Raw genomic sequence first — 25416 nt, 5'->3', positions numbered from 1 at the left:
GAATCTTTCGGTGACAGTCCCCGGAATCGTGCGCGCCCTCGAACAGGCGGAGTCGTTCCGTGACGCCGCGTCGGCAGCGGTGACCGACCTCGACCTCTCCCTCGTCGACGGCCTCGACGTGCCCGTTCTCGCGGGGCTGCTCGAACGCCGTCGCGAGAACGGCCGACCCGCGTGCGTGCTCGTCATCGCCCCCACCGGGCGGCGCGCCGAATCGCTCGGGCCGGCCCTGGCCGCCGTCATGCCCGGTGCCGAGATGCTGCACTTCCCCGCGTGGGAGACCCTCCCGCATGAACGGCTGAGCCCGAGCCCGGAGACCGTCGGCCGGCGCATCGACGTCCTCCGACGCATCGCGGCGTGGGACGGTGCGGCCCCGCTCGTGGTGACCGCGTCGGTGCGCAGCGCCCTCCAGCCGCTGGCGGAGGGCCTGGGTGACGTCGAGGCGATCGAGCTGACCGTCGGCGGCCGCGGCCATGACCTCGAAGCCGTGGTTGTGCGGTTGGTCGAACTGGCCTACCACCGCGTCGACATGGTCTCGCGGCGAGGGGAGTTCGCCGTGCGCGGCGGCATCCTCGACGTCTTCCCCCCGAACGCCGACCACCCGCTGCGGGTGGACTTCTTCGGCGACGAAGTGGACGAGATCCGCGCCTTCTCGGTCGCCGATCAGCGCTCGCTCCCCGGCGCCGTGCCGAGCCTCACCCTCATCCCCAGCCGTGAGCTCCTCCTCACCGCCGACGTACGTGCGCGGGCGGAGGCGCTGAAGGACGAGCTGCCCGGCCTCGCGACGATGCTCGAGCGCATGAGCGAGGGGATCCCCACCGACGGCATGGAGTCGCTCATGCCGGTCCTGGTCGACCGCCTGGCGCCGCTCGTGGACTTCCTGCCCGCGCAGGCCGCCGTCGCCCTCGTCGACCCCGAGCGCTCGGTGGCCCGGGCGCAGACCCTCGGGGAGACCAACCGCGAGTTCCTGGAGGCCGCGTGGTCGGCGGCGACGGCGGGTGCGCGGGCGCCGATCGACCTGGGCGCCGGCGACTTCCTGACGCTGCCGCAGCTGCGCGAGGCCGCGCACGAGCGCGGGGACGTGTGGTGGACGCTGTCGGCGTTCGACTCCGGAGCCGCCGATGCGTTCGCGGAAGGGCTCGAAACCGATGACGCCACGGTGCGCATCCGCGGCGAGTCGGTGCCGTCCTTCCACGGCAACGTCGAGGGCGCCACGACGCACGTGGGCGAGCTGGTCGCCCAGGGGTGGAGCGTCGTGGTCGCCGCATCCGGCGCCGGGCTGGTCGACCGCGCCCGCGACGTGCTCTCCGAGCGGGGGATCGCCGCCCGTCGCGTGGACGACGTGCTGCACGCGCCGGAGCCCGGCGTCGTGCACGTGGTCGCGGCTCCGCTGGAACGCGGATTCCAGCTGCCCGAAGTGAAGTTCGCCGTGCTCACCGAGTCGGAGTTCTACGGCCGCACCATCGGCGGCGACGCCCGCGTCGTGAAGAAGCTCGCGTCGCGGCGCCGTAACGTCGTCGACCCGCTGCAGCTGAAGCCGGGGGATCACGTCGTGCATGCCACGCACGGCATCGGCCGGTTCGTCGAACTCGCTCAGCGGGAGGTCTCCAGCGGCGGCCGCAACCCGGTCAAGACCACGCGCGAGTACGTGGTCCTGGAGTACGCGCCGTCCAAGCGCGGCTACCCCGGCGACAAGCTCTTCGTGCCGACCGATCAGCTGGACCTGCTCTCCAAGTACGTCGGCGGGGAGGCCCCGACGCTGTCGAAGATGGGCGGCAGCGACTGGGCCCAGGCGAAGGGACGCGCCCGCAAGGCCGTGCGCGACATCGCCGTCGAACTGGTCAAGCTGTACTCGGCGCGCATGGCATCCAAGGGTCACGCATTCGGCCCCGACACCCCGTGGCAGCGCGAACTGGAGGAGGCCTTCCCCTTCGCCGAGACGCCCGACCAGCTGCAGACGATCGACGAGATCAAAGCCGACATGGAAAAGCCCATCCCGATGGACCGGCTGCTGTCGGGGGACGTCGGGTTCGGGAAGACCGAGGTCGCTGTGCGGGCGGCGTTCAAGGCCATCCAGGACGGCAAGCAGGTCGCGATGCTCGTTCCCACCACCCTCCTGGTCAAGCAGCACACCGAGACCTTCACCGAGCGCTTCGCGGGATTCCCCGTCAAGGTGCGCGCCCTGTCCCGCTTCCAAAGCGACAAGGAGGCGCGCGAGATCCTCGCCGGTCTCACCGACGGCACGATCGACATGGTCATCGGGACCCACCGCATCCTCACCGAGAAGGTCATCTTCAAAGACCTCGGGCTCATGATCATCGACGAGGAGCAGCGGTTCGGCGTCGAGCACAAGGATGCGCTGAAGAAGCTCAAGACCAACGTCGACATCCTCGCCATGAGCGCCACGCCCATCCCTCGCACGCTCGAGATGGCGGTGACCGGCATCCGCGAGATGTCCACGCTGCAGACCCCGCCGGAGGACCGGCACCCGATCCTGTCGTACGTGGGGCCGCGCAACGACAAGCAGATCGCCGCGGCGATCCGGCGCGAGCTGCTGCGCGAGGGCCAGGTGTTCTACGTGCACAACCGCGTCAAATCGATCCAGCGCGTCGCCGCCGACCTGGCCGAGCTCGTGCCGGAGGCCCGCATCGCCGTCGCGCACGGCCAGATGGGCGAGCACGCGCTCGAGCACGTCGTGGATGACTTCTGGGAGCGCCGCGCCGACGTCCTGGTGTGCACGACGATCGTGGAGACCGGCCTGGACATCTCCAACGCGAACACGATCATCATCGACCGCGCCGACAAGTACGGCCTGTCGCAGCTGCACCAGCTGCGCGGGCGCGTGGGCCGGGCCCGCGAGCGCGCATACGCCTACTTCCTCTACGACGAGGCCAAGCCGCTGTCGGAGACCGCAGCCGACCGGCTCGAGACGATCGCCGTCAACAACGACCTCGGCAGCGGCATGCAGGTGGCTCTGAAGGACCTCGAGCTGCGCGGCGCGGGCAATCTGCTCGGCGCCGAGCAGGCCGGGCACATCGCCGGAGTCGGCTTCGACCTGTACCTGCGGATGATCGGCGAGGCCGTGGCCACCTTCCGCGGCGAGGACACCGAAGGCCCCACCGAGCTGCGCCTGGAGCTGCCGGTGGATGCGCGCCTGCCGGAGACGTACATCGACAGCGAGCGGCTGCGCCTGGAGGCCTACCAGAAGCTCTCGGCCGCCGCATCCGCCACCGCGAAGGACGACGCCATCGACGCGGTCGTCGACGAGCTGCGCGACCGCTACGGCGAGCCGCCGCGCGAGGTCGAGGGCCTCATCGCGGTGGCGCGCCTGCGCCGGCGCGCCGCACGCGCGGGCCTCACCGACGTCGTGGCGATGGGCCCGAACCTGCGGCTGGCACCGGCGAACCTGCCCGATTCGATGCGGGTGCGCCTGCAGCGGCTGCATCCCAAGGCCAAGGTCGTCGCCGGCGGCGAGGCCCTCGTCGTGCCGCTTCCGACGGCCGATTCGGATGCCGCGCTCATCGCGTGGACGGCGCAGCTGCTCGACCAGCTCTTCCCCGAGCCCGTGCGCGCCGACCCCGCCGCGGCCGCCGCCTCCTGACGCCGAAAGTGCACCAAGCCCGCGAGAGTGCACCAGATCTCGTGCACTCTCGCCGAGTCGATGCACTTTCGGCGCCGCGAGGGCGCGTCAGCCGGTGTTCTGCAGGCCCGCGGCCACGCCGCTGACCGACAGGAGCAGCAGGCGCTCCTGCTCCGGGTCGCGGGGGGCGTCGGCATCCCGCAGCGCCCGAAGCGCACGCAGCTGCAGCAGCGACAGCGCGTCGACGTAGGGGCTGCGCATCTTCACGGCGCGCTGGAGGACGGGCTTGGTGGCCAGCAGCTCGTCGCCGCCGGTCACGCGGATCACCCACGAACGGGTGAGGGCCATCTCCGCCATCACGAGGTCGGCCAGGTCGGCGCGATCGCCCAGGTCGAGGTAGCGCCGCGCGATGCGGGCGTCGGCCTTGGCCAGGCTCATAGCGACGTTGTCGACGAGCGTGCGCAGCAGTGGCCACTCCTGGTAGGCCTCCCGCAGGCGCTCCTCGTCGCCCACGGCCTCCAGGGCGCTGCCGAGGCCGAACCATCCGGCGAGGTTGATGCGCGCCTGCGTCCACGCGAACACCCAGGGGATGGCGCGGAGGTCCTCGAGCGACTCCACCGAGAGTCCGCGGCGCGCGGGCCGGGAGCCGAGGGCGAGCTGGCCGATCTCCTCCATCGGGGTCACGCGCGCGAACCAGGGCGCGAACCCGGGCTCCTTCACGAGTGCGAAGAAGCGCTCGCGGGATGCGGCATCCATCGTGCGCGCGATGTCGGCGTAGCGCTCTGCCGCGGCACGGTTGCGCGACTCGTTCGACGGCGCCGAGGCCATGAGCACCGCGGCGGCCACCTGGTCGATGTGGCGCATCGCGATGGCCGGATCGCCGTACCGGGCGAAGATCACCTCGCCCTGCTCGGTGAGCTTGAACCGGCCGTCGACCGAATGCGGCGGCTGGGCGAGGATCGCGGAGTTCGCCGGCCCGCCGCCGCGCCCGAGCGCCCCACCGCGCCCGTGGAAGAGCGTCAGCTCGATGCCGATGCGCTGGGCCCACTCGGCGATCTCGGCCTGCGCCTCGTACAGCGCCAGATTGGCGGCGACCGGTCCCACGTCCTTGGACGAGTCGGAATACCCCAGCATGACCTCCAGCCGGCGCCCGGTCTGCTCCAGGCGTGCGGCGAAGGCGGGATGCCCGACGATCTCGGCGAGGATTCCGGGGGCCGCCCGCAGGTCGGCGAAGGTCTCGAACAGCGGGATCACATCGAGCACGGGCGGCGTGGCGTCCTCGCCCACCGCGTGCCGCGCCAGGCGGTGCACGGCGGCGAGGTCATCGGCCGAGCGGGTGAACGACACGATGTAGCGCCCGGCCGCCTTCGGGCCGAAGCGCTCCTGGATGTACGCGATCGCGCGGAAGGTGTCGAGCACCTCCTCGGTCTCGTCGTCGGCTTCCCCGGCGTCCAGGCGCGCGAGCACGCGCGCGTGCACGGCGGAGTGCTGACGCACCTCCAGCTCGGCGAGGTGGAAGCCGAAGGTCTCCACCTGCCACACCAGCTGCTGCAGGTGCCCGTACGCCTGGCGCGCGGCACCGGCTGCGGCGAGGGACTCCTGCACCGTGCGGAGGTCGGCCAGCAGGTGCTCGGGGTCGCGGTACGCGAGGTCGGCGTCGCGCGTGCGGGTGGCCGCGATGCGGCGTGCCAGCAGCAGCATGATGCGGCGGTGCGGCTCGTTGGGGGAGCGCTGGGCGATCTCGGCGGCTGCCTCTTCGTCGCCCGCGCGCAGCCGCTGCCACAGGGCCAGCAGAGCATCGCTGGGGGGCGTGGATGCGGCATCCAGCGTGAGTCCTCGGCCCACGCGCAGCGCCGTGCGCTCCAGGCCCCGCAGCACGTGCTCGCTCGCGATCGCCGCAGCCTTGCGCGTGACCGATGCGGTGACGAACGGATTGCCGTCGCGGTCGCCGCCGACCCACGAGCCCAGGCGGACGAACGGGCGCACGATCGGCGCGCGTGCCCCGGCCTCATCGCCCTGCAGGGTGTCGTCGACGCGGCGGTACACGTGCGGCACGGCGGTGTACAGCGTCTCGTCGAAGACGCCCATCACCGACCGGACCTCGTCGGTGGGCGAGGGCTTCTCCGCCCGCAGGGGAGCGGTGCGCCACAGCACGTCGATCTCCTCCAGCATCCGTCGCTCGGCGCGTCGGCGGGCGCTGCCCTCCTCGGCGGCGGTGTCGTAGCCGTCGAGCAGTTCCGACAGGCGGCGGATGCTCGCCGACACCGCGCGGCGGCGGGCCTCGGTGGGGTGGGCCGTGAACACGGGGTGGAAGCGCAGAGCGCGCAGGCGCTCGTGGGCGGCGTCTTCGCCCACCTCCTCCGACAGCCGGGCGAATGCGGTGGCGATCGAGTCCGCCGCATCCGCCGAGACGGCGCGCCCGTCGCGCTCGCGGAGGATGCGCACGCGCTGGTGCTCCTCGGCGAGGTTCACGAGGTGGAAGTAGCACGTGAAGGCACGCGCCACCTCGTCGGCGCGGCCCACCGAGAAGCCGTCGGCGACGCGCGCGGCGCGCGCGAAGGCCTCGGGAGTCTCGTCGGTGTAGGCCTGGATCGTGGCGGTCCGCAGGCGCTCGACGTCCTCGAACAGCCCCGGCGACCCGCTCTCCTGCAGCACGCGTCCCAGGAGCGAGCCGAGCACGCGCACGTCGGCGCGCATCTCCTCGGGGAGTTCCTGGCCGGCCTCGAACCGGCCGACGAGGTCGATGGCTTCCGTGGGGGTCAGTTCTTGCACCCGCCAACGCTACCCGCACGGGACCCGTGCCCTGGCGCGTGCGGCGACGTAGGCTGTGGCTCTGGTGAGCGGGAAACCGGTCGCCGGCGCCGGGTCCGCCGCATCCGGAGGTGCCATGTCCGTACTGCGCTCGGCCCGCCTGCCCGCCGCGATGCTGCTGGGCGCCGCCGCGCTCGGGCTCGTCGTGGCCAACTCCCCGCTGGGCGCGGGCGTGCAGGACGTCCTGCACCGGGAGGTGGGGGTGCCGGGGCTGTTCACCCTGTCCCTGGACCACTGGATCGCCGACGGCCTGCTGGCGCTGTTCTTCTTCGCCGTCGCGGTGGAGCTGCAGGTCGAGCTGACCCGGGGCCAGCTGAACTCCGCCCGCAAGGCCGTGCAGCCGGCGATCGCCGCCGCCGGTGGCGTGATCCTGCCGATCGCCATCTTCCTCGTCATCGCCGCCGGTGGAGAGTCCACGCCCGGATGGCCCGTGCCGACGGCGACCGACATCGCCTTCGCCCTCGGCGTGCTGGCGGTGCTCGGGCGTGATCTGCCCTCATCCGTTCGTGTCTTCCTCCTCGCGCTGGCGATCCTCGACGACATCGTCGGGATCGTGCTGATCGCGGTGCTGTTCACCACCGGCATCGACGTCGTGAGCCTCCTGGCGGCGCTCGCCCTCGTCGTCGTCTTCGGCGTGCTCAGCCGCCAGCTGGGCGGACCGCGGCACGCCCTGGTCTCGGCGGTGCTGGTGGTTCTGGCGCTGGCGACGTGGGTGCTCGTGTCGCGCTCGGGCGTGCACGCCACGATCGCGGGGGTCGCCCTGGGGCTGGCGATGGCCCAAGGGCCGGCACGTCGGACGCGGCATGCGCTGGAGCCGTGGGTGAGCGCGCTGGTCCTGCCGCTGTTCGCTTTCACCGCGGCGCTCGTGGTCATCCCCGCGGTGCCGCTCACGGAGCTGTCCCCGGCGTTCTGGGGCGTCTTCGTCGCCCTCGTGGTGGGCAAGCCCGCCGGTATCACGCTGTTCGGGTGGATCGCTCAGCGCACCGCCGGCCGCGGCGCGGCGCACCTTCCGGTGGGCGACCTCCTCGCGGTGGGTGCGCTGGGCGGGATCGGGTTCACCGTTTCGCTCCTGCTGGCCGAGCTGGCGTTCGCCGATCAGCCCGCCCTCCGCGATCAGGCGACCCTCGGAGTGCTGGCCGGTTCGCTCACCTCGCTCGTGCTGGCCGTGATGCTCGTATCGTGGCGGGCATGGCACTACCGGAAGATCACGCGGACGGCGCACCCGTAGACCCGCTGCGCGAGGCGGCAGAGACGATGCGGGCCGTGCGCGACCGCTGCGTGTGGACCCAGCAGATCGATCACCGCGCCCTCGTGCCGTATCTGGTGGAGGAGAGCGCAGAGGTCATCGACGCGGTGGAGGCCGGATCTGCCGACGAACTGCGTGAGGAGCTCGGCGATCTGCTGTGGCAGGTGCTGTTCCACGCCGAGATCGCCTCGCGGGATGCGGCGCATCCCTTCGGCATCGACGACGTGGCGCGCGGGCTGACGGAGAAGATGGTGCGGCGGCATCCGCACGTCTTCGGCGACGCCGTGGCGACCACGCCCGAGGAGGTGCTCGTGCACTGGAACGCCGCCAAGGCGGCCGAGAAGCGCGAGCGCACGAGCGTGCTGGACGGGGTCTCGTCGCACATGCCGTCGCTCGCGCTCGCGCAGAAGCTGCTCGGCAAGGCCGCGCCGCTGGGCCTCCACCCCGTGAGACACCACTCTCCGGCTGAAACACCGGGCGGCGCCGGGGGTCTCGGCCGGGATGTGGTGTCTCACCCGACGAGCGAGGCGGAGCTCGGCGACGCGCTGCTCGGGCTGGTCGGCCTGGCGCGCGCGCAGGGATGGGACGCGGAGCGGGCGCTGCGCGAACGGCTCCGGATGCTGACGGCCGAGGTGCGCGCGGCCGAGCAGGCGCAGCGCGACCTGGAAGAATGACATCGTGCCCTCCGTCACCCCGCCGCGCGGCATGCGCGACTTCCTGCCCGCCGACAAGGCCCGCCGCGAGCGCGTGCTCGCCGTCATCCGCGAGCGCTACCGCGCGCACGGGTTCGACGAGATCGAGACGCCCGTGCTCGAGGAGTACGCGCGGCTGCACTCCGGCATCGGCGGCGACAACGAGAAGCTCGCCTTCAACGTGCTCAAGCGCGGGCTCGACGCCGACGCCATCCGCGCGGCCGCCGACGACCCCGCCGCCCTCACCGACCTCGGGCTCCGCTACGACCTCACCGTGCCCCTGGCGCGCTTCTACGCCAGCCACCGCGGTGAGCTGCCGACGGTCTTCCGCGCGATCCAGATCGCCCCGGTGTGGCGTGCCGAACGGCCGCAGAAGGGTCGCTACCGGCAGTTCATGCAGTGCGACATCGACATCATCGGCGACGGCACCGGCCGTGCCGAGGCCGAACTGCTGGTGGCGAGCCTGGACACCCTCGACGCCCTGGGCCTGACGGGCGGCACGATCCGCGTCAACGACCGCCGGGCGCTGGAGTGGATGCTGGCCAGCTTCGGGTTCACCGAACAGGAGCGCCCTGGCGTGCTGATCACGATCGACAAGCTCGACAAGATCGGCCCGACCGGGGTCGCCGACGAACTCCGCGAGCGCGGCGCCACCCCCTCCGCCGTCGACGCGTTCGCGGCGTTCCTCCAGCGTCCGCAGACGCTCGAGCACCACCCGTACGGCGAGCGGCAGATCCGCAAAGCCCTTCCGCAGGGCGCGCCCGATGACGTCGTCGCCTCCCTCGTCGCCCTGGGCGATGCGGTCGCCGCCGCGCGAACGGATGCCGAAGTGCCGCTGCAGTTCGACCCGTTCCTGGTGCGCGGCATGGGGTACTACACCGGCACGATCTTCGAGCTCGCCCACCCCTCGGTGTCGTACTCGCTGGGTGGCGGCGGCCGTTACGACGGCATGATCGGCCGGTTCCTCGGCCAGGACGTGCCCGCCGTGGGCTTCTCGATCGGATTCGAGCGCATCGTCGACCTCGTCGCCGGGCGCGAGGAGGCCGCATCCACTGCCATCGTCCTCGTGCACGACCGTGACGTGCCGGTCGCCGAGCTCGTCGCGCTCAAGGCCGCGCTCGTGGCCGACGGGCGGCGCGTGCGCCTGGAGCAGCGCACCAAGAACCTCAAGGCGCTGCTGGAGCGCGCCGCCGCCGACGGCTACACGGCCTTCGCGGCGGTCTCGGCGGGTGCCACCGTGGGCGGGCTGGACATCCGGCCGCTGTCCTGAGCCGCGCTCAGCCGGCCCCGCCCGAGGCGGCCCATTCCGCGACGCGACGGGCGCTCTCCTCCTCGGTGAGGTCTTCCACGCGGCTCAAGATCGACCAGCGCACTCCGAACGGATCGCGGATGCTGGCGAACCGGTCTCCGGAGACGAACGTCGACGGCTCCTCACGGAGGATCGCTCCCGCAGCGCGGGCCCGGGCAACGACCGCGTCGACGTCGGCGACGTAGAGGCCCATCGAATAGCACGCGGCGTCACCGTCGGGCGGAGGCACCGTGCCGTAGTGCGGTGTGGGCTCACCCACCTGGAGCAGGCCGATCCCGAAGTCCAGGCCGGCGTGCGCGACGACCCCGTCGAACTCGGTGACGTCGGTGACACGTGCGCCGAAGACGTCGCGGTAGAACTCCAGCGCGTCCCTGGCGCGCGGCACGGCGAGGAAGGGCGTGAGGGCCGTGGCGGTGTTCGGGCGGCCGTCCGTGGTGTGGGCGCCGGTGACGCCGCGGGTGTCTGTCGTGGTCATGACGCCATCGTCCGCCGGCCGGGGGCGGGCGGTCTTGCATATTCACGACACCTCGCGTGTCGGCGCGGGCCGCTACCGTGTCGGCATGGCCGACCGCACCCGTGGCGTGCTCTTCCCCGAGCGCCTCCCGCGCCTGGATCGCGTGGCGCCCGGAGAAGCCGCGGGGGCGGTGTCGTGGTTCTGGGTGCCGCAGTGGGACCTGCCCCCCGGAGTGGTCTCCCGGCAGCCGCTCCTCGCCTACCCTGCGGCCAACCTCGTGGTCCAGGACGGTCAGGTGCACCTGTGGGGCGCCACCACGCGCGTGGGGGAGCGGGTGCTGCAGGGAAGCGGATGGGCCGTGGGGGCGCTGCTGCGCCCCGCCGCACTCGCCGTGCTCAGCGACGCGCCGAGCGCGCTGGTGGACGATTCCCGGGAAGTGGACGAACCGGACCTCGTGCGCGCGGTCACCATGGCCATGCCGGATGTGCCCGCCGCCTGCTCCGCGATGGCGGCGTGGCTGATCGACCGGGTCGGCGCCCCCGAGGGGGAGCGGGCGCTGGCCAACGACATGGTCGATCTGCTCTCCTCCGATCCCGCCGTCCTGCGCGTGGAGGATGCGGCACGGCGCCTGCGGGTGTCGGTGCGGACCCTGCAGCGGCTGGCGCACCGGACTGTGGGGCTGTCGCCGGCGGCGATCATCCGCCGTCGGCGCCTGCAGGAGGCCGCCGCGCGAATCCGGGAAGACCCCGCCGTGCCGCTCGCGCAGGTCGCCGTCGACGCCGGGTATGCCGATCAGGCCCACCTCGCACGGGACTTCCGCACGGTGCTCGCAATGGCGCCCTCGGACTATCGGCGCACGCGTGCACCGCGGGAGCGCGGTTGACGTCGCGCGGGTGGCCCGGAAGGCTGAGACCATGGCCGAACCCACGCCCGAGGCTTGGCGCGCCCTCGACGCCTACCTCTCCGACACCCTCGTCGGACACGATCCCGACCTGGAAGCAGCCATCGAGACGCAGGAGGATGCCGGCCTGCCCGCCATCGAAGTCGCTCCGCTGAACGGCAAATTCCTGCACCTGCTCGCGCGCATCAGCGGCGCCCGGCGCGTGCTGGAGATCGGCACCCTCGGCGGGTACTCCACGATCTGGCTCGCGCGCGCCCTGCCCGAGGGCGGACGCGTGGTGTCGATCGAGGCCGAGCCCTACAACGCCGGCATCGCGCGCGCCAACCTCCAACGCGCCGGGGTGGACGACCGCGTCGAGATCCGGGAGGGCCGCGCCTCCGACGTGCTGCCCACCCTCGCCGGCGAGGAGCCGTTCGACCTGGTCTTCATCGACGCCGACAAAGAGTCCAACACGATCTACCTCGACTGGGCGGCGCGCCTCGGGCACCCGGGGACGATCGTGGTCGTGGACAACATCGGCCGATCCGGCGAGGTCGCCGACCCGCACAGCACGAATCGGCAGGTGGTCGGCACGCAACGCGGGCTGGAGATGCTGGGGACCGACCCGCGCTTCGACGCGACTGCCCTGCAGACCCTCGATCGCAAAGGCTGGGACGGTGTCGCCCTCGCGATCGTCACGGATGCGGCGCACTGACGGCCCTGTGCCGCGTGAGCCGGATCACTAGACTCGACACGGACCAACGATGCTCCGCTGAACCTCACCCCCAGAACTTAGGGAGTCCTTCGTGGCACTTATCGAGGCTGTCAACGCGCGCGAGATCTTGGACTCGCGTGGAAACCCGACCGTCGAGGTGGAGGTGCTGCTGGATGACGGCATCGTCCAGCGCGCGGCCGTCCCTTCCGGCGCATCCACCGGTGCCTTCGAGGCCTACGAGCTGCGCGACGGGGACAAGAGCCGCTACGGCGGGAAGGGCGTGCTGAAGGCCGTCGCCGCCGTCATCGACGAGCTCGGCCCCGCGATCGAGGGCGTCGAGGCGAGCGAGCAGCGCATCGTCGACGAGATCCTCATCGAGACCGACGGCACCGAGAACAAGTCGCGCGCCGGCGCGAACGCGATCCTGGGCGTGAGCCTCGCGGTGGCCAAGGCCGCCGCCGACAGCGCCGATCTGCCGCTGTTCCGCTACCTGGGCGGACCCAACGCGCATCTGCTGCCCGTGCCCCTGTTCAACGTCATCAACGGCGGCGAGCACGCTGACAACGGCATCGACATGCAGGAGTTCTTCCTCGCCCCCATCGGCGCGTCGAGCTTCGCGGAGTCGCTGCGCTGGGGCGCGGAGGTCTATCACGTGCTCAAGGGCGAGCTGAAGGCCGCCGGCTACGCCACGGGCCTGGGGGATGAGGGCGGCTTCGCCCCCGACCTGCCCAGCAACCGCGAGGGGCTGGAATTCCTCGTCCGCGCGATCGAGAAGGCCGGCTTCACGCCGGGCAGCGAGATCGCGCTGGGCCTGGATGTCGCGGCCACCGAGTTCTTCAACGACGGCGTGTACCGCCTGGACAACCGCGACTGGACCGCCGACCAGCTCACCGACTACTACATCGAGCTCGTCGACGCCTTCCCCATCGTCACGATCGAGGACGCCCTCGCCGAGGACGACTGGGAGAACTGGACCGCGCTGACCGAGAAGCTCGGCAAGCGCGTCCAGCTCGTCGGCGACGACCTGTTCGTCACCAACCCGCAGCGCCTTGCCGACGGCATCGCCCGCGGCGCGGCGAACTCGCTGCTGGTCAAGGTGAACCAGATCGGCACGCTCTCGGAGACCCTGGACGCGATCGACCTGGCCCACCGTTCGGGCTACACCACGATGCTCTCGCACCGCTCCGGCGAGACCGAGGACACCACCATCGCCGACCTGGCGGTCGCCGTGAACTCGGGGCAGATCAAGAGCGGCGCGCCCGCGCGCAGCGAGCGGGTCGCGAAATACAATCAGCTTCTGCGCATCGAAGAGGAGCTGGGCGACGCGGCGGAGTTCGCGGGCAGCTCCGCCTTCCCGCGCTACAGCGCGTAAGCACCACGAAGCCACGACGAGAGGGGGAGGCCGTGCCCGCAGGACCGGCCTCCCCCTCTCGCACGTCCGGACGCGACCGCGTCGACGTCCGCGGATGGCTCGGCGGCATCCGCCTGTCCGGCTTCATGGTCATCATGCTCGGACTGGTCGTGCTGGCGGCCCTCGTCCTGGCGCCCACCGTGGGCACCTACCTCGATCAGCGCCAGCAGATCGCGGCGCTGCAGGAGGCGGTGGCGTTGAGCGAACAGGAGGTCGCCGACCTCGAGGCGCAGCGCGAGCGGTGGACCGACCCCGCGTACATCACGACCCAGGCCCGTGAGCGCCTGTACTACGTGCGCCCGGGCGAAGTGGTGTACCTCGTGGACAATGACCTGCCCGCCGCGCAGGTGCCGCAGGAGGAGGACGAAGTCAGCGACGAGGTCGCCGTGACACGCACCGATTGGATGTCGCAGCTCGTGCGCTCGGTGGCCACGGCCGGGCTCGCCCGCACCGCGGCGCCGACGATCGGCGTCCCCGCGCCGCCGGTTCCGTGACGGCGCGCGACCGTCTCCAGCGCCTTCGCAGTCGCTCGCGATAATCTGGCGAGGATGAGCACGCCGACCCTGCCGCCCGCCAGCGACGCCGATCTCGCGGTCCTGCACGAACAGCTCGGTCGGCCCGCTCGCGACGTCGTCGGCATCGCCGCGCGTTGCGTGTGCGGCAACCCCGTCGTCGTGGCCACGGCGCCGCGCCTGACCGACGGATCGCCGTTCCCGACCTTCTACTACCTCAGCCACCCCGGTGCGACCGCGGCGATGTCGGGGCTGGAGGCGGAGCACGTCATGCGCGAGTTCGCGGAGGAGCTCGACGAGGACGAAGAGCTGCGGGCCGCGTATCAGCGGGCCCACGAGGCCTATCTGCGCGACCGGGCCGCCTACGGCGAACCCGCCGAGATCGCCGGGATCTCGGCGGGCGGCATGCCCACGCGCGTGAAGTGCCTGCACGCCCTCGCCGGCCACGCGCTGGCGGCAGGCCCGGGTGTGAACCCGATCGGAGACAGGGCGCTCGAGCGCGCCGGATGGTCGCTGCAGCGGTGCACGTGCACGAATCCGGGAGCGTCGGGATGAGACGCCTGTGGGCCGCCGCCGCGGCGCTCGCCGTCGCCGGCAGCCTGACGGGGGCGGCCGTCGTCCCCGAAGACCCGACCGATCCGGTGCGGGCGGGGGAGTACTGGCTCGACCAGTACGGCGTGCGCGAAGCGTGGCAGACCACGCGCGGCGCGGGCGTGCGCATCGCCGTGATCGACACCGGGGTGGGCCGGGGCCCCGTCGAGTTCTCCGGGGTCGTGGACGGCACGGACATGTCGGAGCTGGGCAGCCCCGACGGGCGCACGCCCATCGGCGGCATGAACGCCAACCACGGCAGCTGGGTCGCTTCGCTGGCGGGTGCGCGCGGCACCGGCGAAGGGCGGGGGATGATCGGGGTGGCCCCCGAGGCGGAGATCCTGTCGATCTCGATCGACATCGCCGGGCGCGAGGTGCCGGTCCGCGACCAGATCGCGGAGGCGATCCGCTGGTCGGTGGACAACGGCGCGCACGTCATCAACATGTCGCTCACCACCAACACCCTCGATTGGGATCCGTCGTGGGATGAGGCGTTCTCCTACGCGTTCGACAACGACGTCGTGATCGTCGTCGCGGCCGGAAACCGCGGCAGTGGGACGACCCGCGTGGGTGCGCCGGCCACCATTCCCGGCGTGCTCACCGTGGGCGGCGTCGACCCCTCCGGCACCGCCAGCGTGGACGCATCCACGCAGGGCATCACGATCGGGGTCTCCGCTCCCAGCGAGCGGCTCATGGGTGTCTCGGCCGACGGCACGCTCGTGCAGTGGAACGGCACGAGCGGCGCCGCGCCGATCGTCGCGGGCATCGTGGCCCTCGTCCGCGCGGCCCACCCTGGCCTGGACGCGGACAACGTGCTGAACCGCATCATCAGCACCGCCACGCCGGCCGCCGGGGCCACCTCGCGCCCGGATCTGCTGTACGGATACGGCCTCGTCAACGCCGCAGCGGCGGTCACGGCGCCGGTGCCGGCGGTGTCGGCGAATCCGATGGGCGACCTCGCCGAGTGGATCCGGCTCTACCGGCGCGCCGACGCGGATCCCGTGCCCCAGCCCACGAGCGGACCGATCGAGGTGCCCCCGCTGCCGGCCGCGGAGGCGGCCACCGAACCCGCCAATCCGCTCCTGCCGACCGAGGACTCGCTGCGATACGGCAGCCTCCCGCTCGCCGCGGGCACCATCGCGTCTATAATGGTCGTGCTCGGCTTCACCGCTGCTGCCCAGCGCATCCGATTGGCACGCGAGTCTCGCACGCCGAGCCACCCACCCACCTAGGAGTTCCTTCCACCGTGACCAGCACCGTGCCCAGAATCCTCATCGTCGGTGGCGGATACGCGGGTTTCTACACCGCGTGGAAGCTCGAGAAGCAGCTCCGACGCGGCGAAGCAGAGGTCACGATCGTCGACCCGCTGCCGTACATGACGTACCAGCCGTTCCTCCCCGAGGTCGCCGCCGGCTCGATCGAGCCGCGCCATGCCGTCGTGGCCCTGCGCCGCCACTTGCGGCGGACCACCGTGATCGCGGCGAAGGTGACCGGCATCGACCACGCCCACAAGGTCGCCACCATCACGCCGATCGCGGGCGAGCCGTGGCAGCAGGAGTACGACCAGATCGTCGTGACCGCCGGTGCCGTCTCCCGCACCTTCCCGATTCCCGGCATCGCCGAGAACGCCATCGGGCTCAAGACGATCGAAGAGGCCGTCGCCGTCCGCGACCTCCTCCTGTCGAACTTCGACAAGGCATCCGTGCTTCCTCCCGGTCCCGCGCGCGAGCGCCTCCTGACGGTCGTGGTCGTCGGCGGCGGGTTCGCCGGCATCGAGGCGTTCGCCGAACTGCGTTCGTTCGCCTCGGCCCTGCTGAAGCGCTATCCGCAGCTCTCCTTCGACGAGACGCACTTCCACCTCATCGAGGCCATGGGCCGGATCATGCCCGAGGTGTCGCTGAAGACGAGCGAGTGGGTGCTCAAGGACCTCGCCAAGCGCGGCGCCTACGTGCACCTGGACACGCAGGTCACCGGCGCCGTCGGCGGCAACGTCGAGCTCTCCTCGGGTGAGACGATCCCCACCGACATCATCGTGTGGACCGCGGGCGTCATGGCCAACCCCACCGTCGTGCGCGGCGGCGACCTGCCCGTCGAGGAGCGCGGACGCATCCGTACGCGGCCCGACCTGCGCGTGGGCACCGCCGAGGAGATCGTCCACGGCGCCTGGGCGGCCGGCGACGTGTCGGCCGTGCCCGACCTGACCGGCGGGGGAGTGGGCGGATACTGCGTCCCCAACGCCCAGCACGCGGTGCGCCAGGGCAAGCTGCTCGCCAAGAACATCACCGCCGTGCTGCGCGGCGAGGAGCCCAAGGAGTACTACCACAAGAACCTCGGCGCCGTCGCGGGCCTGGGCCTGTACAACGGTGTCTTCCAGTCGGGCAAGATCGCGATCAAGGGCTTCCTCGCGTGGATCGCCCACCGCGGCTACCACGGTCTGGCGATGCCGACGTGGGAACGCAAGTGGCGCGTCCTGTGGGGCTGGTGGAACAACCTCTGGCTCGGCCGCGACATCGTGAACCTCGAGGCCGTGCAGACCCCGCGTCGCGTGTTCGAGGAGTTCGCCGCGCGTCCGCGTCCGGCGCAGGCCCCGGCCGTCGAAGAGAGCAAGCCCGCCGCGAAGTCCGCCGCGAGCGAGAAAGTCGCCGCGCAGGGCTGACCGCTACGGTGGGAACGGTGGCACCGGCCCCCGTAGCCCAATGGCAGAGGCAGGCGACTTAAAATCGCTTCAGTGTGGGTTCGAGTCCCACCGGGGGTACACGCTTCCCGCCCCCACGTCCGCGCCACTTTTGCGCAACCGCGCCACATCTAATCGCAGCGGACGCACGTTTGTGGCGCGAACGTGTGGGCAGAGACCTCCGCGGCCGGGGGAGTGCTCAGCGGGGGAAGCGCAGCTCCATGGTGCCCATCCGCACGACGAGCCCATCGGGCTCCTCGGCGAGGGTCAGGAGCGTGTGCGTGCACGATCGGCACCGCACGAGCGCGGACGCGGGCTCCCGTTCCACCACGGTCTGAGCCAGCACGAACCGGGCACCGCAGTGCCCGCACGTGAGCGGCAGCGACGTCGCATCCACGGCGAGGGCGCCGGCGAGCATTCCGGCCAGGGCGTTGCCGTCCACCACCCGCACGGGGCCCGGGGGATCGGATCCGACCATCATGCACCTCCGAATCGTTCGGTCCGCACGCGGCCCGGGTCGTGGCCGAGCTGCACGAGGGTGGATGCGACGGCCTCGACGAAGCCCGTCGGACCGCACACGAACACCGCGGGCGATTCCGCCACGGGTGCAGCCGCGGCGCGGAGGTCCTCGGCCCCGACGCGGCCCACCCGGCCCGTCCACCCGTCCGGGGCGCTGCGCGTGAAGACCCACGTGAGCGCCACCCCCGCCGCATCCAGCCGCTCCACCTCCGCGCGGTACATCGCATCCGCCGGCGAGCGCACGGAGTACAGCAGGCGGAACGGTGCCGTGGAGTTCGACGCCGCCCGCGCCCTGGCCATGGCCAGGAGCGGGACGATCCCGGAGCCGCCGGCGATCAGCTGCACCGGCGAGGGGTCGTCGGCGTGCCACACGAAGAACCCGCCGAGCGGCCCCTTCACCTCCAGCTCGTCACCGGGGCGGACATCGTGGACGAGATAGGGCGACACCTCACCGTCCGCCACCTCGTCGACGGCCAGCTCGACCTCCTCACCGGGCCCGAACGACGCGATCGAGTACGACCGCACGGCCTGGTAGCCGTCCTCCGCGGTCAGGCGCAGATCCAGGTGCTGCCCCGGCAGGTTCCCCGGCCACCCCGGCACCCGCAGGCGCAGGATGCGCGCGGTGGCGGTCGCGCTTTCCACGTGGGCCACCTGGGCCGGCGACCAGCCCCCGACGATCACCAATAGCGTTCCTCGCGCCACGGATCGCCGTGGAGGTGGTAACCGTTCTGCTCCCAGAACCCCGGATCGTCGTGGTTCTGCATCGTGAGGCCCCGCACCCATTTCGCGCTCTTCCAGAAGTACAGGTGCGGAACGAGCAGGCGGGCAGGGCCGCCGTGCTCGGGATCCAGCGGGGCGCCGTCGAATTCGAACGCGACCCACGCCTTGCCGTCGGTGAGATCCTCCAGCGGCACGTTGGTCGTGTACCCGCCGTACGAGTGGGCCATCGCGTATTCGTACTCGGTCTCCACGTCGGCCAGGAGCGTGTCCAGCGACACCCCGCGCCAGGAGGTGCCGAGCTTGGACCAGCGCGTGACGCAGTGGATGTCGGTGGAGACCTCCTCGATGGGGAGGGCGAGGAACTCCTCCCACGTCCACGTGCGGCCGGGCCCATGCTCGTTGCGGATGGTGAACGACCACTCGTCGGTGGGGACGTGGGGCGTCGGCCCGGCCGAGAGCACGGGGAAGTCTTCGGTGAGGTACTGCCCGGGCGGCAGATCCGGCGCCGATTCGCGGCGCCGTGCGCCGAATCCTCGCGAGAACACAGCCATGCGGACCTCCCGGATCGGGGCGCGGAGACAGCTTCTGCGGCACAGCGTAGGGGATAAGCTGGCGCGGCGGATACCCGTCCGTTCGTTCTGTGGGGGACATCAATGAGCCTGACCAAGACGGCGCCCGTCGTCGGCCCGCATGCGCTCACGCGCACGGTGGAGCGGCTCGCGACCGCCCTGCGGCTGTCGGAGATCACCGAGATCGTCGCGGAAGCGGTGCGCGAACTGACCGGGGCGGATGGCGCGACCTTCGTCTTCCGCGAGGACGGTCAGTGCTTCTACGCCGAGGAGAACGCGATCGGCCCCCTGTGGAAGGGCCACCGGTTCCCGTTGACCTCGTGCGTCAGCGGGTGGGCGATGCTGCACCGCGAGACCGTCGTCATCCCCGACATCTACGCCGACGCCCGCGTGCCGCACGACGCGTACCGCCCGACCTTCGTCGCGAGCCTGGTCATGGCGCCGGTTCGCTCGGCCGATCCGATCGGCGCGCTCGGAGCGTACTGGGCGGAGCAGACCCGGCCCGACCCCGAGGTCGTCCGGCGGCTGGAAGTGCTCGCCGACACCGCTGCCGTCGCGGTGGAGAATCTCGAGCTGCGCGGGGCGATCGGACGCCGCAGCGCCGAGCGCGACCGCTTCGCCGCGCGCGCCGATGACCTCGACGCCGCCATGCACACGCTCGTGCATGATCTGCGCGGGTCGCTCGGGGTGGTCACCGGGTACGCCGAGCTCGTCTCCGAGGGAGCAGACGCCGCCAGCGCCGCCGACTACGCCGCCGCCATCCTGCGGGCGGGGGATCGGATGTCGGCTCAGATCGAGCGGATGCTGTCGATCTATCGCATCACGGGGCAGCCTCTCCTGCCGGAGCGGTGCGACCTCACGCTCATGGCCCGGGCGATCGCCGACGACCTGCGCCGGCACCACCCCGACCGAGACCTCGTGATCGAGGTCGCGGACGACCTCACGGTGTGGGCGGATCCGGTGCTCCTGCACTCGCTGCTGGAGAACCTCCTGGGCAACGCCGTGAAGTTCACGGCGCGCAAGGCGGCTGCGCGCATCACGGTGACCCCGGTCGGCGGCGGCGAGGGCTTGGTCACGTTCGCCGTCAGCGACGACGGCGACGGGTTCGCCCCCGAAGACGCCGAGCGGCTGTTCCGGCCGCTTTCGCGGCTGCACTCCCAGGAGCAGTTCTCCGGCACGGGCCTGGGGCTGGCGTCGGTGGCACGCATCGCCGAGCTCCACGGCGGTTCGGTGCGTGCGGAAGGTCGCCCCGGTTCTGGCGCGACCTTCACCGTCGCCCTGCCCGCCGTGGCCTGACGCGGTCTCGTACGCTGACCCCATGCGTGTGCGAAGGTGCGCCCCATGACGATCGATCTGCTCTCTGGCCCTTCCTCCCCCGCGGGCGGACCCGCGCACTGGCGTGCCGTCGACGCGGCCATGGTGGAGGTGTCGGGGCCGGTCGCCGTCCTCTCGATGGAGGCGCTGCGCTACAACGCCGCCGACCTGCTGGTGCGCGCCGGAGGGGTGCCCGTCCGGGTGGCCAGCAAGTCGGTGCGGGTGCGCGGCGTTCTCGACGCGGTGCTCGCCCTGCCCGGCTACCGCGGCATCCTGGCCTACACCCTCCCCGAAGCGCTGTGGCTCGCGCGGGATCATGACGACATCGTGATGGGCTACCCGAGCGTCCACCGCGATGCGCTGGCGGCTCTGGTCGCGGACGCGAACGCGGCGGCGCGGATCACGCTCATGGTCGACGATCTCGCACAGCTGGACGTGGTCGACGCCGTCGCCGCCCCCGGATCGCGCCCCGAGCTCCGGATCGCGATCGATGTCGACGCGTCGTGGCGGGCGGGTGTCCTCGGGCACATCGGCGTGCGACGCTCACCCGTCCACGATCCCGGCGAGGCCGCCGCGCTGGCCCGCGGCGTGGCCGCCCGGGCCGGGTTCCGTCTGGTGGGGCTCATGATGTACGAGGCGCAGGTGGCGGGGCGCGGCGATGCCGCCGGAGCGGGCGACGCGGTGATCCGGTGGATGCAGCAGCGTTCGGCCGTCGAACTGGCCGAGCGCCGCGCGGCCGTCGTGGACGGTGTGCGGGAGATCGCCGACCTGGAATTCGTCAACGGCGGCGGGACCGGCTCCCTCGAACGCACGACCGCCGAGCGCGCGGTCACGGAGGTCACCGCCGGCAGCGGACTGCTCGCCGGTCACCTCTTCGACGGGTACCGCGCGTTCACCCCGGCCCCGGCCGCCGCCTTCGGACTCGAGGTGGTGCGCAAGCCCCTCCCCGACGTGGTGACCGTGCTCGGCGGCGGGTGGATCGCCTCCGGTCCGCCGGCGGCGTCGCGACAGCCCGCGCCGGTCTGGCCGGCCGGCCTGCGGATGCTGCCGCGCGAGGGAGCGGGCGAGGTGCAGACGCCGCTGCGCGGACGGGCCGCTCGGCCGCTGCGGCCGGGCGAGCGCGTGTGGTTCCGTCACGCCAAGAGCGGCGAACTCGCCGAGCACGTCGACCGGTACCACCTGGTCGAGGACGGGAGCGCCGTGGGGGAGCTGCCGACCTACCGCGGCGAGGGGCGGAGTTTCCTGTGACCCGCCCCGGAGGCACGTGGCGCAACTGGGCGCGCACCCACTCGGCCCGCCCCGCCCGCGTGGAGTATCCCGCCGACGTCGCCGCGGTCCGTCGCGCCGTCACGGCGGCGGCGGCCCGGTCTTTGCGACTGAAGGCCGTCGGGTCCGGCCACAGCTTCTCGGGCATCGCGGTGCCGCAGGACGTGCTCGTGGACCTGTCGGACCTGCGCGGGATCGTCGCCGTCGACATCGAGCGTGCCCGTGTGACGGTGCGGGCCGGGACGCGCCTGTGGGAGATGCCACGTCTGCTCGCGCCGTACGGACTGGCGATGCAGAACCTCGGTGACATCGACCGTCAGACCGTCGCGGGCGCCATCTCCACGGGCACGCACGGCACCGGTGCCCGGTTCCCCGGGCTGTCCGCGCAGGTGGTGGGGGTGACGCTCGTCGCCGGCGACGGCGCGCTGGTCACCGTCGACGAGGACAACGAACCCGAGCTGCTCCCCGCGGTCGCCCTGGGCTTGGGGGCGCTCGGGGTGATCGTCGAGGTCACGCTGCAGTGCGTGCCGGCCTTCCTCCTCGAAGCGGTGGAGCGCCCCGAACCGGTCGCCGAGACCCTCGCCGGCATCGCCGCCCACACCGCCGCCGACCATTTCGAGTTCTACTGGTTCCCCGGCACCGACGTGGCCGTGACCAAGACGAACACGCGCCTGCCCGAGCGGGCCGTGCGGCGACCCCTTCCGCGTGTGCGCCGTTTCGTGGACGAGTCGCTCATGGCCAACGGCGTGTACCGGGTCACGTGCGCCGCCGGCGCGGTGGTCCCCGCGGCCATCCCCCCGGTCTCGCGGCTGGCCGGACGCACGTTCGGCAACCGCACGTACACCGACCACTCCGCGCGCGTGTTCACGCAGCACCGTTCGGTGCGTTTCCGCGAGATGGAGTACGCCGTGCCGGCCGAGCGGCTCGTGATCGTGATGCGGCAGCTGCAGGATCTCATCCTCGAGCGCGGGTGGCGGATCTCCTTCCCCGTGGAGGTGCGCGTGGCTGCCGCCGATGACCGGTGGCTCTCCACCGCGTACGAGCGCGACAGCGCGTACTTCGCCGTGCACCGGTATTGGCGGGAGGATCCGGCGGAGTACTTCGAGGCCGTCGAGGAGCTCATGACCGCGCACGCCGGCCGCCCGCACTGGGGGAAGGAGCACGACCTGGACGCCGACGCACTGCGCGAGCGTTATCCGCGCTTCGACGATTTCGCCGCGGCGCGGGATCGCCTCGATCCCGCGCGCGTGTTCGCCAACGCGTATCTCGACCGGGTTCTGGGTGGGTAAGCACTTGGGAGATGCAGACAGTGCACAGAACGTCGGTTTCGCCCCGTTAGGATGAGTGCACTCATCGAACGGAGACTCGGACATGTGGGAAGTTCTGATCCCTGTCCTGATCGTGGTCGCGATCATCGTGATCGCCGGCATCTACCTGTGGGCGACGTACAACTCGCTCGTGCAGCTGAATGTCCGCGTCGACGAGGCATGGAGCGACATCACGGTGCAGCTCAAACGCCGCGCCGACCTGCTCCCCAACCTCATCGAGACCGTCAAGGGCTACGCCGGACACGAGAAGGCGGTCTTCGAGAACGTCACTCGTGCACGCGCGGAGACCCTGACAGCGGGCGGACCGGCCGAAGCGGGCGTCGCCGAAGGGCACATGCAGCAGGCGCTGAAGTCGATCTTCGCCGTCGCGGAGGCGTACCCCCAGCTGCAGGCGAGCCAGAACTTCCTGCAGCTGCAGCAGGCGGTCGTCGACACCGAGGACAAGATCCAGGCCTCGCGGCGCTTCTACAACGGCGGAGTGCGTGAGCTGAACACCAAGATCAAGGTGTTCCCGAACAATCTGTTCGCGCGCAATCTCGGCTTCACCGAGCGCGAGTTCTTCGAGGTCGTCGACGGCGCTGCCATCTCGGAGCCGCCGCGCGTCCAGTTCTGACGCAACGTCAGCGCACGGCGAGGACGATGTCCTCGCCGGTCACGACGACGTCGCCCCGCAGCGTCCACGCGTCGTCGCGGTAGGTGAACGAGGTCTGCGCACCCGCGCGGTCCACTCCCGTGACCGTTGCCACGACCACCCCTCCGGATGCGACGAAGGTGCGCACATCGGGGGACAGGGCGAGGGTGGGGAGGCGTTCGACGCGGTACGCGAACGCGGATGCCGAGGCCAGGTCGGCCGCCCACGGGATGCGCAGGCCGCACGCCTCCGGCACGGCGGTGCCGCCCGCCGTGCACTCCCGCGCATAGGCGTCGACCTGTTCCTGCAGGCGCGCGGTGGCCTCCGGTGACAGCGAGGCCTCCAGCTGCACGTCGGTCGGGCGGTCGGTGGACACCGCGGCGGTGACGGAGCCGTCGACGAGACCGCGCGGAGCGGCGGAGAACTCGTACACGGCGGGCAGGAGCAGGACCGGCCCGGCCGGGAGGAGCACGTCGCCCACCAGGACCGCGTCACCGACGGTGGTGCCGACTTCCACGGTGGCGAGGAAGTCGCCCGCCACGCGCCACCGCCCGTCGATGAGCCGCAGGCCGAAGGAGATCTCCCGCTCGGCGCCGTCGAAGGCGGCCGTGGCCTGCACGGCGGCGCCCGATCCGGTTTCGGTGAGCTGGTCGATACGGGGCCGCTGGGGGTAGGACGAAGCGGCGGCGAATGCGTCGGCAGGCTCTGCGTCCTCCGACACGATCAGGCCGGCCAGGGCGTCGGCATCGCCCGTTTCCAGCGCCTCCAGGTAGGCGCGTGCAGTGTCCTCCGGGCCGGAGGGGCGCGTCACCACCCACGCCACCGTTCCGGCGGAGATGAGAAGGGCCAGCGTGGCGACGACTCCGGCCACCGCGGTGCGGCGCCTCATCCCGGCTCCTCGGGGGCCAGGGCGACGGTCTCGGCGTCGGCGCGGTCGTGCCGACGCGCCCGGGGGAGGGCCGCGGCGAGGTCGTCCACCGCGTCTCCCCAGCGCGAGACCGACACCTCCTCCAGCCCCTGCCACCGGCCGGCCGCCTCGAGCACCTCCGCGAGGCGCTCGGGGGCGTCGGCGGGGCGGCCGGGCTCCCACCATGCCGACTGGACGAGCAGCGTGCGGCGCGAGCGGTCGGCCTTGAGGTCGACACGTCCCACGACATCGTCGCCGACCAGCACCGGGAGGGAGTAGTACCCGTAGCGGCGACGGGGCGCGGGTGTGTAGATCTCGATGCGGTAGCTGAATCCGAAGAGCCGCTCGGCGCGCTCACGGAACCACACCAGCGGATCGAAGGGCGTGAGCACCGCGGCCGCGTCGACACGTCGCGGCACGACCGCCTCCCGGTGCATCCAGGCCTGCGCGGGCCTGCCGGCCGAGGTCCATCCCTGCACGGTCACCGGACCGAGCTCGCCGGCGTCGACGAGGTCGCGCACGGCGTCGAGGACGGCACGGCGATCGCGGATGCGCCAGTAGTCCGCCAGGTCGCCCGCCGTCGCGACGCCGTACGCCCGTGCGGCCCGCCGCACGAGCTCGCGCACGGCTTCGTCGCGGGGTACGGGAGCTGCGAGCACGTCCGCCGGGATCACGTGCTCGGCCAGCGCGTAGCGGCGTTCGAAGCCGCGGCGCCCGGCGATCGCGACGTCGCCGAAGAGCCAGAGGTACTCCAGCGCATGCTTGACGTCGCTCCACTCCCACCACGAGCCCGCCCGGTCGCGCGCGAGCCCGCCCTCGAGCTCGGCTGGGCGCAGCGGCCCTCGGGCGGCGAGCTCGGCACGCACCCACGCGACCGTGCCGGCGTGCGAGCGCACCCAGGAGTCGGGGGCCGAGGCGTACTTGTCGCGGAGATCGCGCATGCGGAAGTCGAACAGCGCCCAGTCCGCGGCCGGGATGAACGAGGCGACATGCGCCCAGTACTCCACGTACGGGGCGCGGCGGGCGAACAGGAGCCGGTCCAGCGCGCGCGTGTCGTACGCGCCCAGGCGTGAGAACAGCGGCATGTAGTGGGAACGGGCGAACACGTTCACCGAATCGATCTGCAGCGTGCCCATCCGCCGCACCGCTGCCGAGAGCGCGCGGGCGCCGGGCGCACCGGCTGCGAGGCGCCCGAAACCCTGCGCGGAAAGCGCGATACGGCGCGCTTCGGCAGCGCTCAAGGTGGGTCTCATCCGGCCCAGCCTAGCCAGCGCAGCGGACATCACCCGG

The 25416-nt window shown here is 72.0% G+C and carries 22 protein-coding genes and 1 tRNA gene; 16 read left to right on the top strand and 7 right to left on the bottom strand.

The features are described from left to right. The first annotated feature begins 10 nt into the window (after positions 1-10). Positions 11-3598 (top strand): transcription-repair coupling factor, encoded by a 3588-nt coding sequence (gene mfd / locus F6J85_RS11550; protein ID WP_191906592.1) that lies wholly within the window; start codon positions 11-13, stop codon positions 3596-3598. An 87-nt stretch (positions 3599-3685) separates the two neighbouring features. Here the strand turns inward: mfd and F6J85_RS11545 are convergent, their stop codons facing one another. Next, positions 3686-6349: a phosphoenolpyruvate carboxylase gene (locus F6J85_RS11545; protein WP_150925141.1), complete on the bottom strand. Its 2664-nt coding sequence runs from the start codon at positions 6347-6349 to the stop codon at positions 3686-3688. A gap of 64 nt (positions 6350-6413) precedes the next feature. Here F6J85_RS11545 and nhaA point away from each other — a divergent pair, with 64 nt between their 5' ends. From nhaA to hisS, 3 genes are read left to right on the top strand one after another with little or no spacing between them, the layout of a single operon-like run. Further along, a complete protein-coding gene (gene nhaA / locus F6J85_RS11540; protein ID WP_338037087.1) occupies positions 6414-7616 on the top strand; it encodes a Na+/H+ antiporter NhaA in 1203 nt (400 codons plus the stop codon). Further along, complete coding sequence (locus F6J85_RS11535) at positions 7577-8308, top strand: nucleoside triphosphate pyrophosphohydrolase (RefSeq protein WP_150925139.1); 732 nt, start codon at positions 7577-7579, stop codon at positions 8306-8308. The genes nhaA and F6J85_RS11535 overlap by 40 nt, the downstream gene beginning before the upstream one ends. Before the next feature lie 31 nt (positions 8309-8339). Then, positions 8340-9596, top strand: a complete 1257-nt coding sequence (hisS, locus tag F6J85_RS11530) for a histidine--tRNA ligase (protein ID WP_238707117.1) — start codon at positions 8340-8342, stop codon at positions 9594-9596. A gap of 7 nt (positions 9597-9603) precedes the next feature. Here hisS and F6J85_RS11525 read toward each other — a convergent pair whose 3' ends face one another. Beyond that, a complete protein-coding gene (locus F6J85_RS11525; RefSeq protein WP_150925135.1) occupies positions 9604-10110 on the bottom strand; it encodes a VOC family protein in 507 nt (168 codons plus the stop codon). 85 nt (positions 10111-10195) lie between these two features. Here F6J85_RS11525 and F6J85_RS11520 point away from each other — a divergent pair, with 85 nt between their 5' ends. The 8 genes from F6J85_RS11520 (at position 10196) to F6J85_RS11485 (ending at position 16953) form a co-directional block, all read left to right on the top strand. Continuing rightward, positions 10196-10972, top strand: a complete 777-nt coding sequence (locus F6J85_RS11520) for an AraC family transcriptional regulator (RefSeq protein ID WP_150925134.1) — start codon at positions 10196-10198, stop codon at positions 10970-10972. A gap of 31 nt (positions 10973-11003) precedes the next feature. Beyond that, positions 11004-11684 carry an O-methyltransferase gene (locus F6J85_RS11515; RefSeq protein WP_150925133.1) on the top strand — a complete coding sequence of 227 codons (681 nt, stop codon included), beginning with the start codon at positions 11004-11006 and terminating at the stop codon, positions 11682-11684. A gap of 91 nt (positions 11685-11775) precedes the next feature. Further along, positions 11776-13056: a phosphopyruvate hydratase gene (eno, locus tag F6J85_RS11510; RefSeq protein ID WP_150921866.1), complete on the top strand. Its 1281-nt coding sequence runs from the start codon at positions 11776-11778 to the stop codon at positions 13054-13056. Positions 13057-13088: 32 nt separating this feature from the next. Continuing rightward, complete coding sequence (locus F6J85_RS11505; protein WP_238706939.1) at positions 13089-13589, top strand: septum formation initiator family protein; 501 nt, start codon at positions 13089-13091, stop codon at positions 13587-13589. A gap of 54 nt (positions 13590-13643) precedes the next feature. Then, positions 13644-14162 (top strand): DUF501 domain-containing protein, encoded by a 519-nt coding sequence (locus F6J85_RS11500; protein ID WP_191906591.1) that lies wholly within the window; start codon positions 13644-13646, stop codon positions 14160-14162. Continuing rightward, positions 14159-15430 (top strand): S8 family serine peptidase, encoded by a 1272-nt coding sequence (locus F6J85_RS11495; RefSeq protein ID WP_150925130.1) that lies wholly within the window; start codon positions 14159-14161, stop codon positions 15428-15430. Before F6J85_RS11500 ends, F6J85_RS11495 begins: the two co-directional genes overlap by 4 nt. 26 nt (positions 15431-15456) lie before the next feature. Further along, positions 15457-16854 carry an NAD(P)/FAD-dependent oxidoreductase gene (locus F6J85_RS11490; protein WP_150927384.1) on the top strand — a complete coding sequence of 466 codons (1398 nt, stop codon included), beginning with the start codon at positions 15457-15459 and terminating at the stop codon, positions 16852-16854. Positions 16855-16880: 26 nt separating this feature from the next. Next, a tRNA-Leu gene (locus tag F6J85_RS11485) sits at positions 16881-16953 on the top strand. Positions 16954-17071: 118 nt separating this feature from the next. Here the strand turns inward: F6J85_RS11485 and F6J85_RS11480 are convergent. Genes F6J85_RS11480 through F6J85_RS11470 form a run of 3 tightly spaced genes read right to left on the bottom strand, consistent with a single transcriptional unit; the run spans position 17072 to position 18662 of the window. Beyond that, positions 17072-17353: a DUF6510 family protein gene (locus tag F6J85_RS11480; RefSeq protein WP_238706938.1), complete on the bottom strand. Its 282-nt coding sequence runs from the start codon at positions 17351-17353 to the stop codon at positions 17072-17074. Further along, positions 17350-18033: an FAD-binding oxidoreductase gene (locus F6J85_RS11475; protein WP_238706937.1), complete on the bottom strand. Its 684-nt coding sequence runs from the start codon at positions 18031-18033 to the stop codon at positions 17350-17352. Before F6J85_RS11475 ends, F6J85_RS11480 begins: the two co-directional genes overlap by 4 nt. Positions 18034-18068: 35 nt before the next feature. Beyond that, positions 18069-18662 carry a sulfite oxidase-like oxidoreductase gene (locus F6J85_RS11470; RefSeq protein ID WP_150925126.1) on the bottom strand — a complete coding sequence of 198 codons (594 nt, stop codon included), beginning with the start codon at positions 18660-18662 and terminating at the stop codon, positions 18069-18071. 102 nt (positions 18663-18764) lie between these two features. On the opposite strand from F6J85_RS11470, the gene F6J85_RS11465 reads away from it, so the two are divergent. The 4 genes from F6J85_RS11465 (at position 18765) to F6J85_RS11450 (ending at position 23201) form a co-directional block, all read left to right on the top strand. After that, on the top strand, positions 18765-19976 hold the full coding sequence (locus F6J85_RS11465; RefSeq protein ID WP_150925124.1) for a sensor histidine kinase: 1212 nt from the start codon (positions 18765-18767) through the stop codon (positions 19974-19976). A 45-nt stretch (positions 19977-20021) separates the two neighbouring features. Continuing rightward, a complete protein-coding gene (locus F6J85_RS11460) occupies positions 20022-21242 on the top strand; it encodes an alanine racemase (RefSeq protein WP_150925122.1) in 1221 nt (406 codons plus the stop codon). Next, positions 21239-22549, top strand: coding sequence for a D-arabinono-1,4-lactone oxidase (locus F6J85_RS11455; RefSeq protein WP_150925120.1), 1311 nt, complete (start codon positions 21239-21241; stop codon positions 22547-22549). Before F6J85_RS11460 ends, F6J85_RS11455 begins: the two co-directional genes overlap by 4 nt. 82 nt (positions 22550-22631) lie before the next feature. Further along, positions 22632-23201, top strand: coding sequence for a LemA family protein (locus F6J85_RS11450; RefSeq protein WP_150925118.1), 570 nt, complete (start codon positions 22632-22634; stop codon positions 23199-23201). Between the two features lie 7 nt (positions 23202-23208). Here the strand turns inward: F6J85_RS11450 and F6J85_RS11445 are convergent, their stop codons facing one another. After that, complete coding sequence (locus F6J85_RS11445; RefSeq protein WP_150925116.1) at positions 23209-24108, bottom strand: hypothetical protein; 900 nt, start codon at positions 24106-24108, stop codon at positions 23209-23211. After that, positions 24105-25379, bottom strand: a complete 1275-nt coding sequence (locus F6J85_RS11440) for a winged helix-turn-helix domain-containing protein (RefSeq protein ID WP_150925114.1) — start codon at positions 25377-25379, stop codon at positions 24105-24107. Before F6J85_RS11440 ends, F6J85_RS11445 begins: the two co-directional genes overlap by 4 nt. Positions 25380-25416: the final 37 nt, after the last annotated feature.

The organism is Microbacterium lushaniae (assembly GCF_008727775.1).
GTDB classification, from domain to species: Bacteria; Actinomycetota; Actinomycetes; order Actinomycetales; family Microbacteriaceae; genus Microbacterium; species Microbacterium lushaniae.
This window is presented reverse-complemented; position numbering and strand designations above follow the sequence as displayed.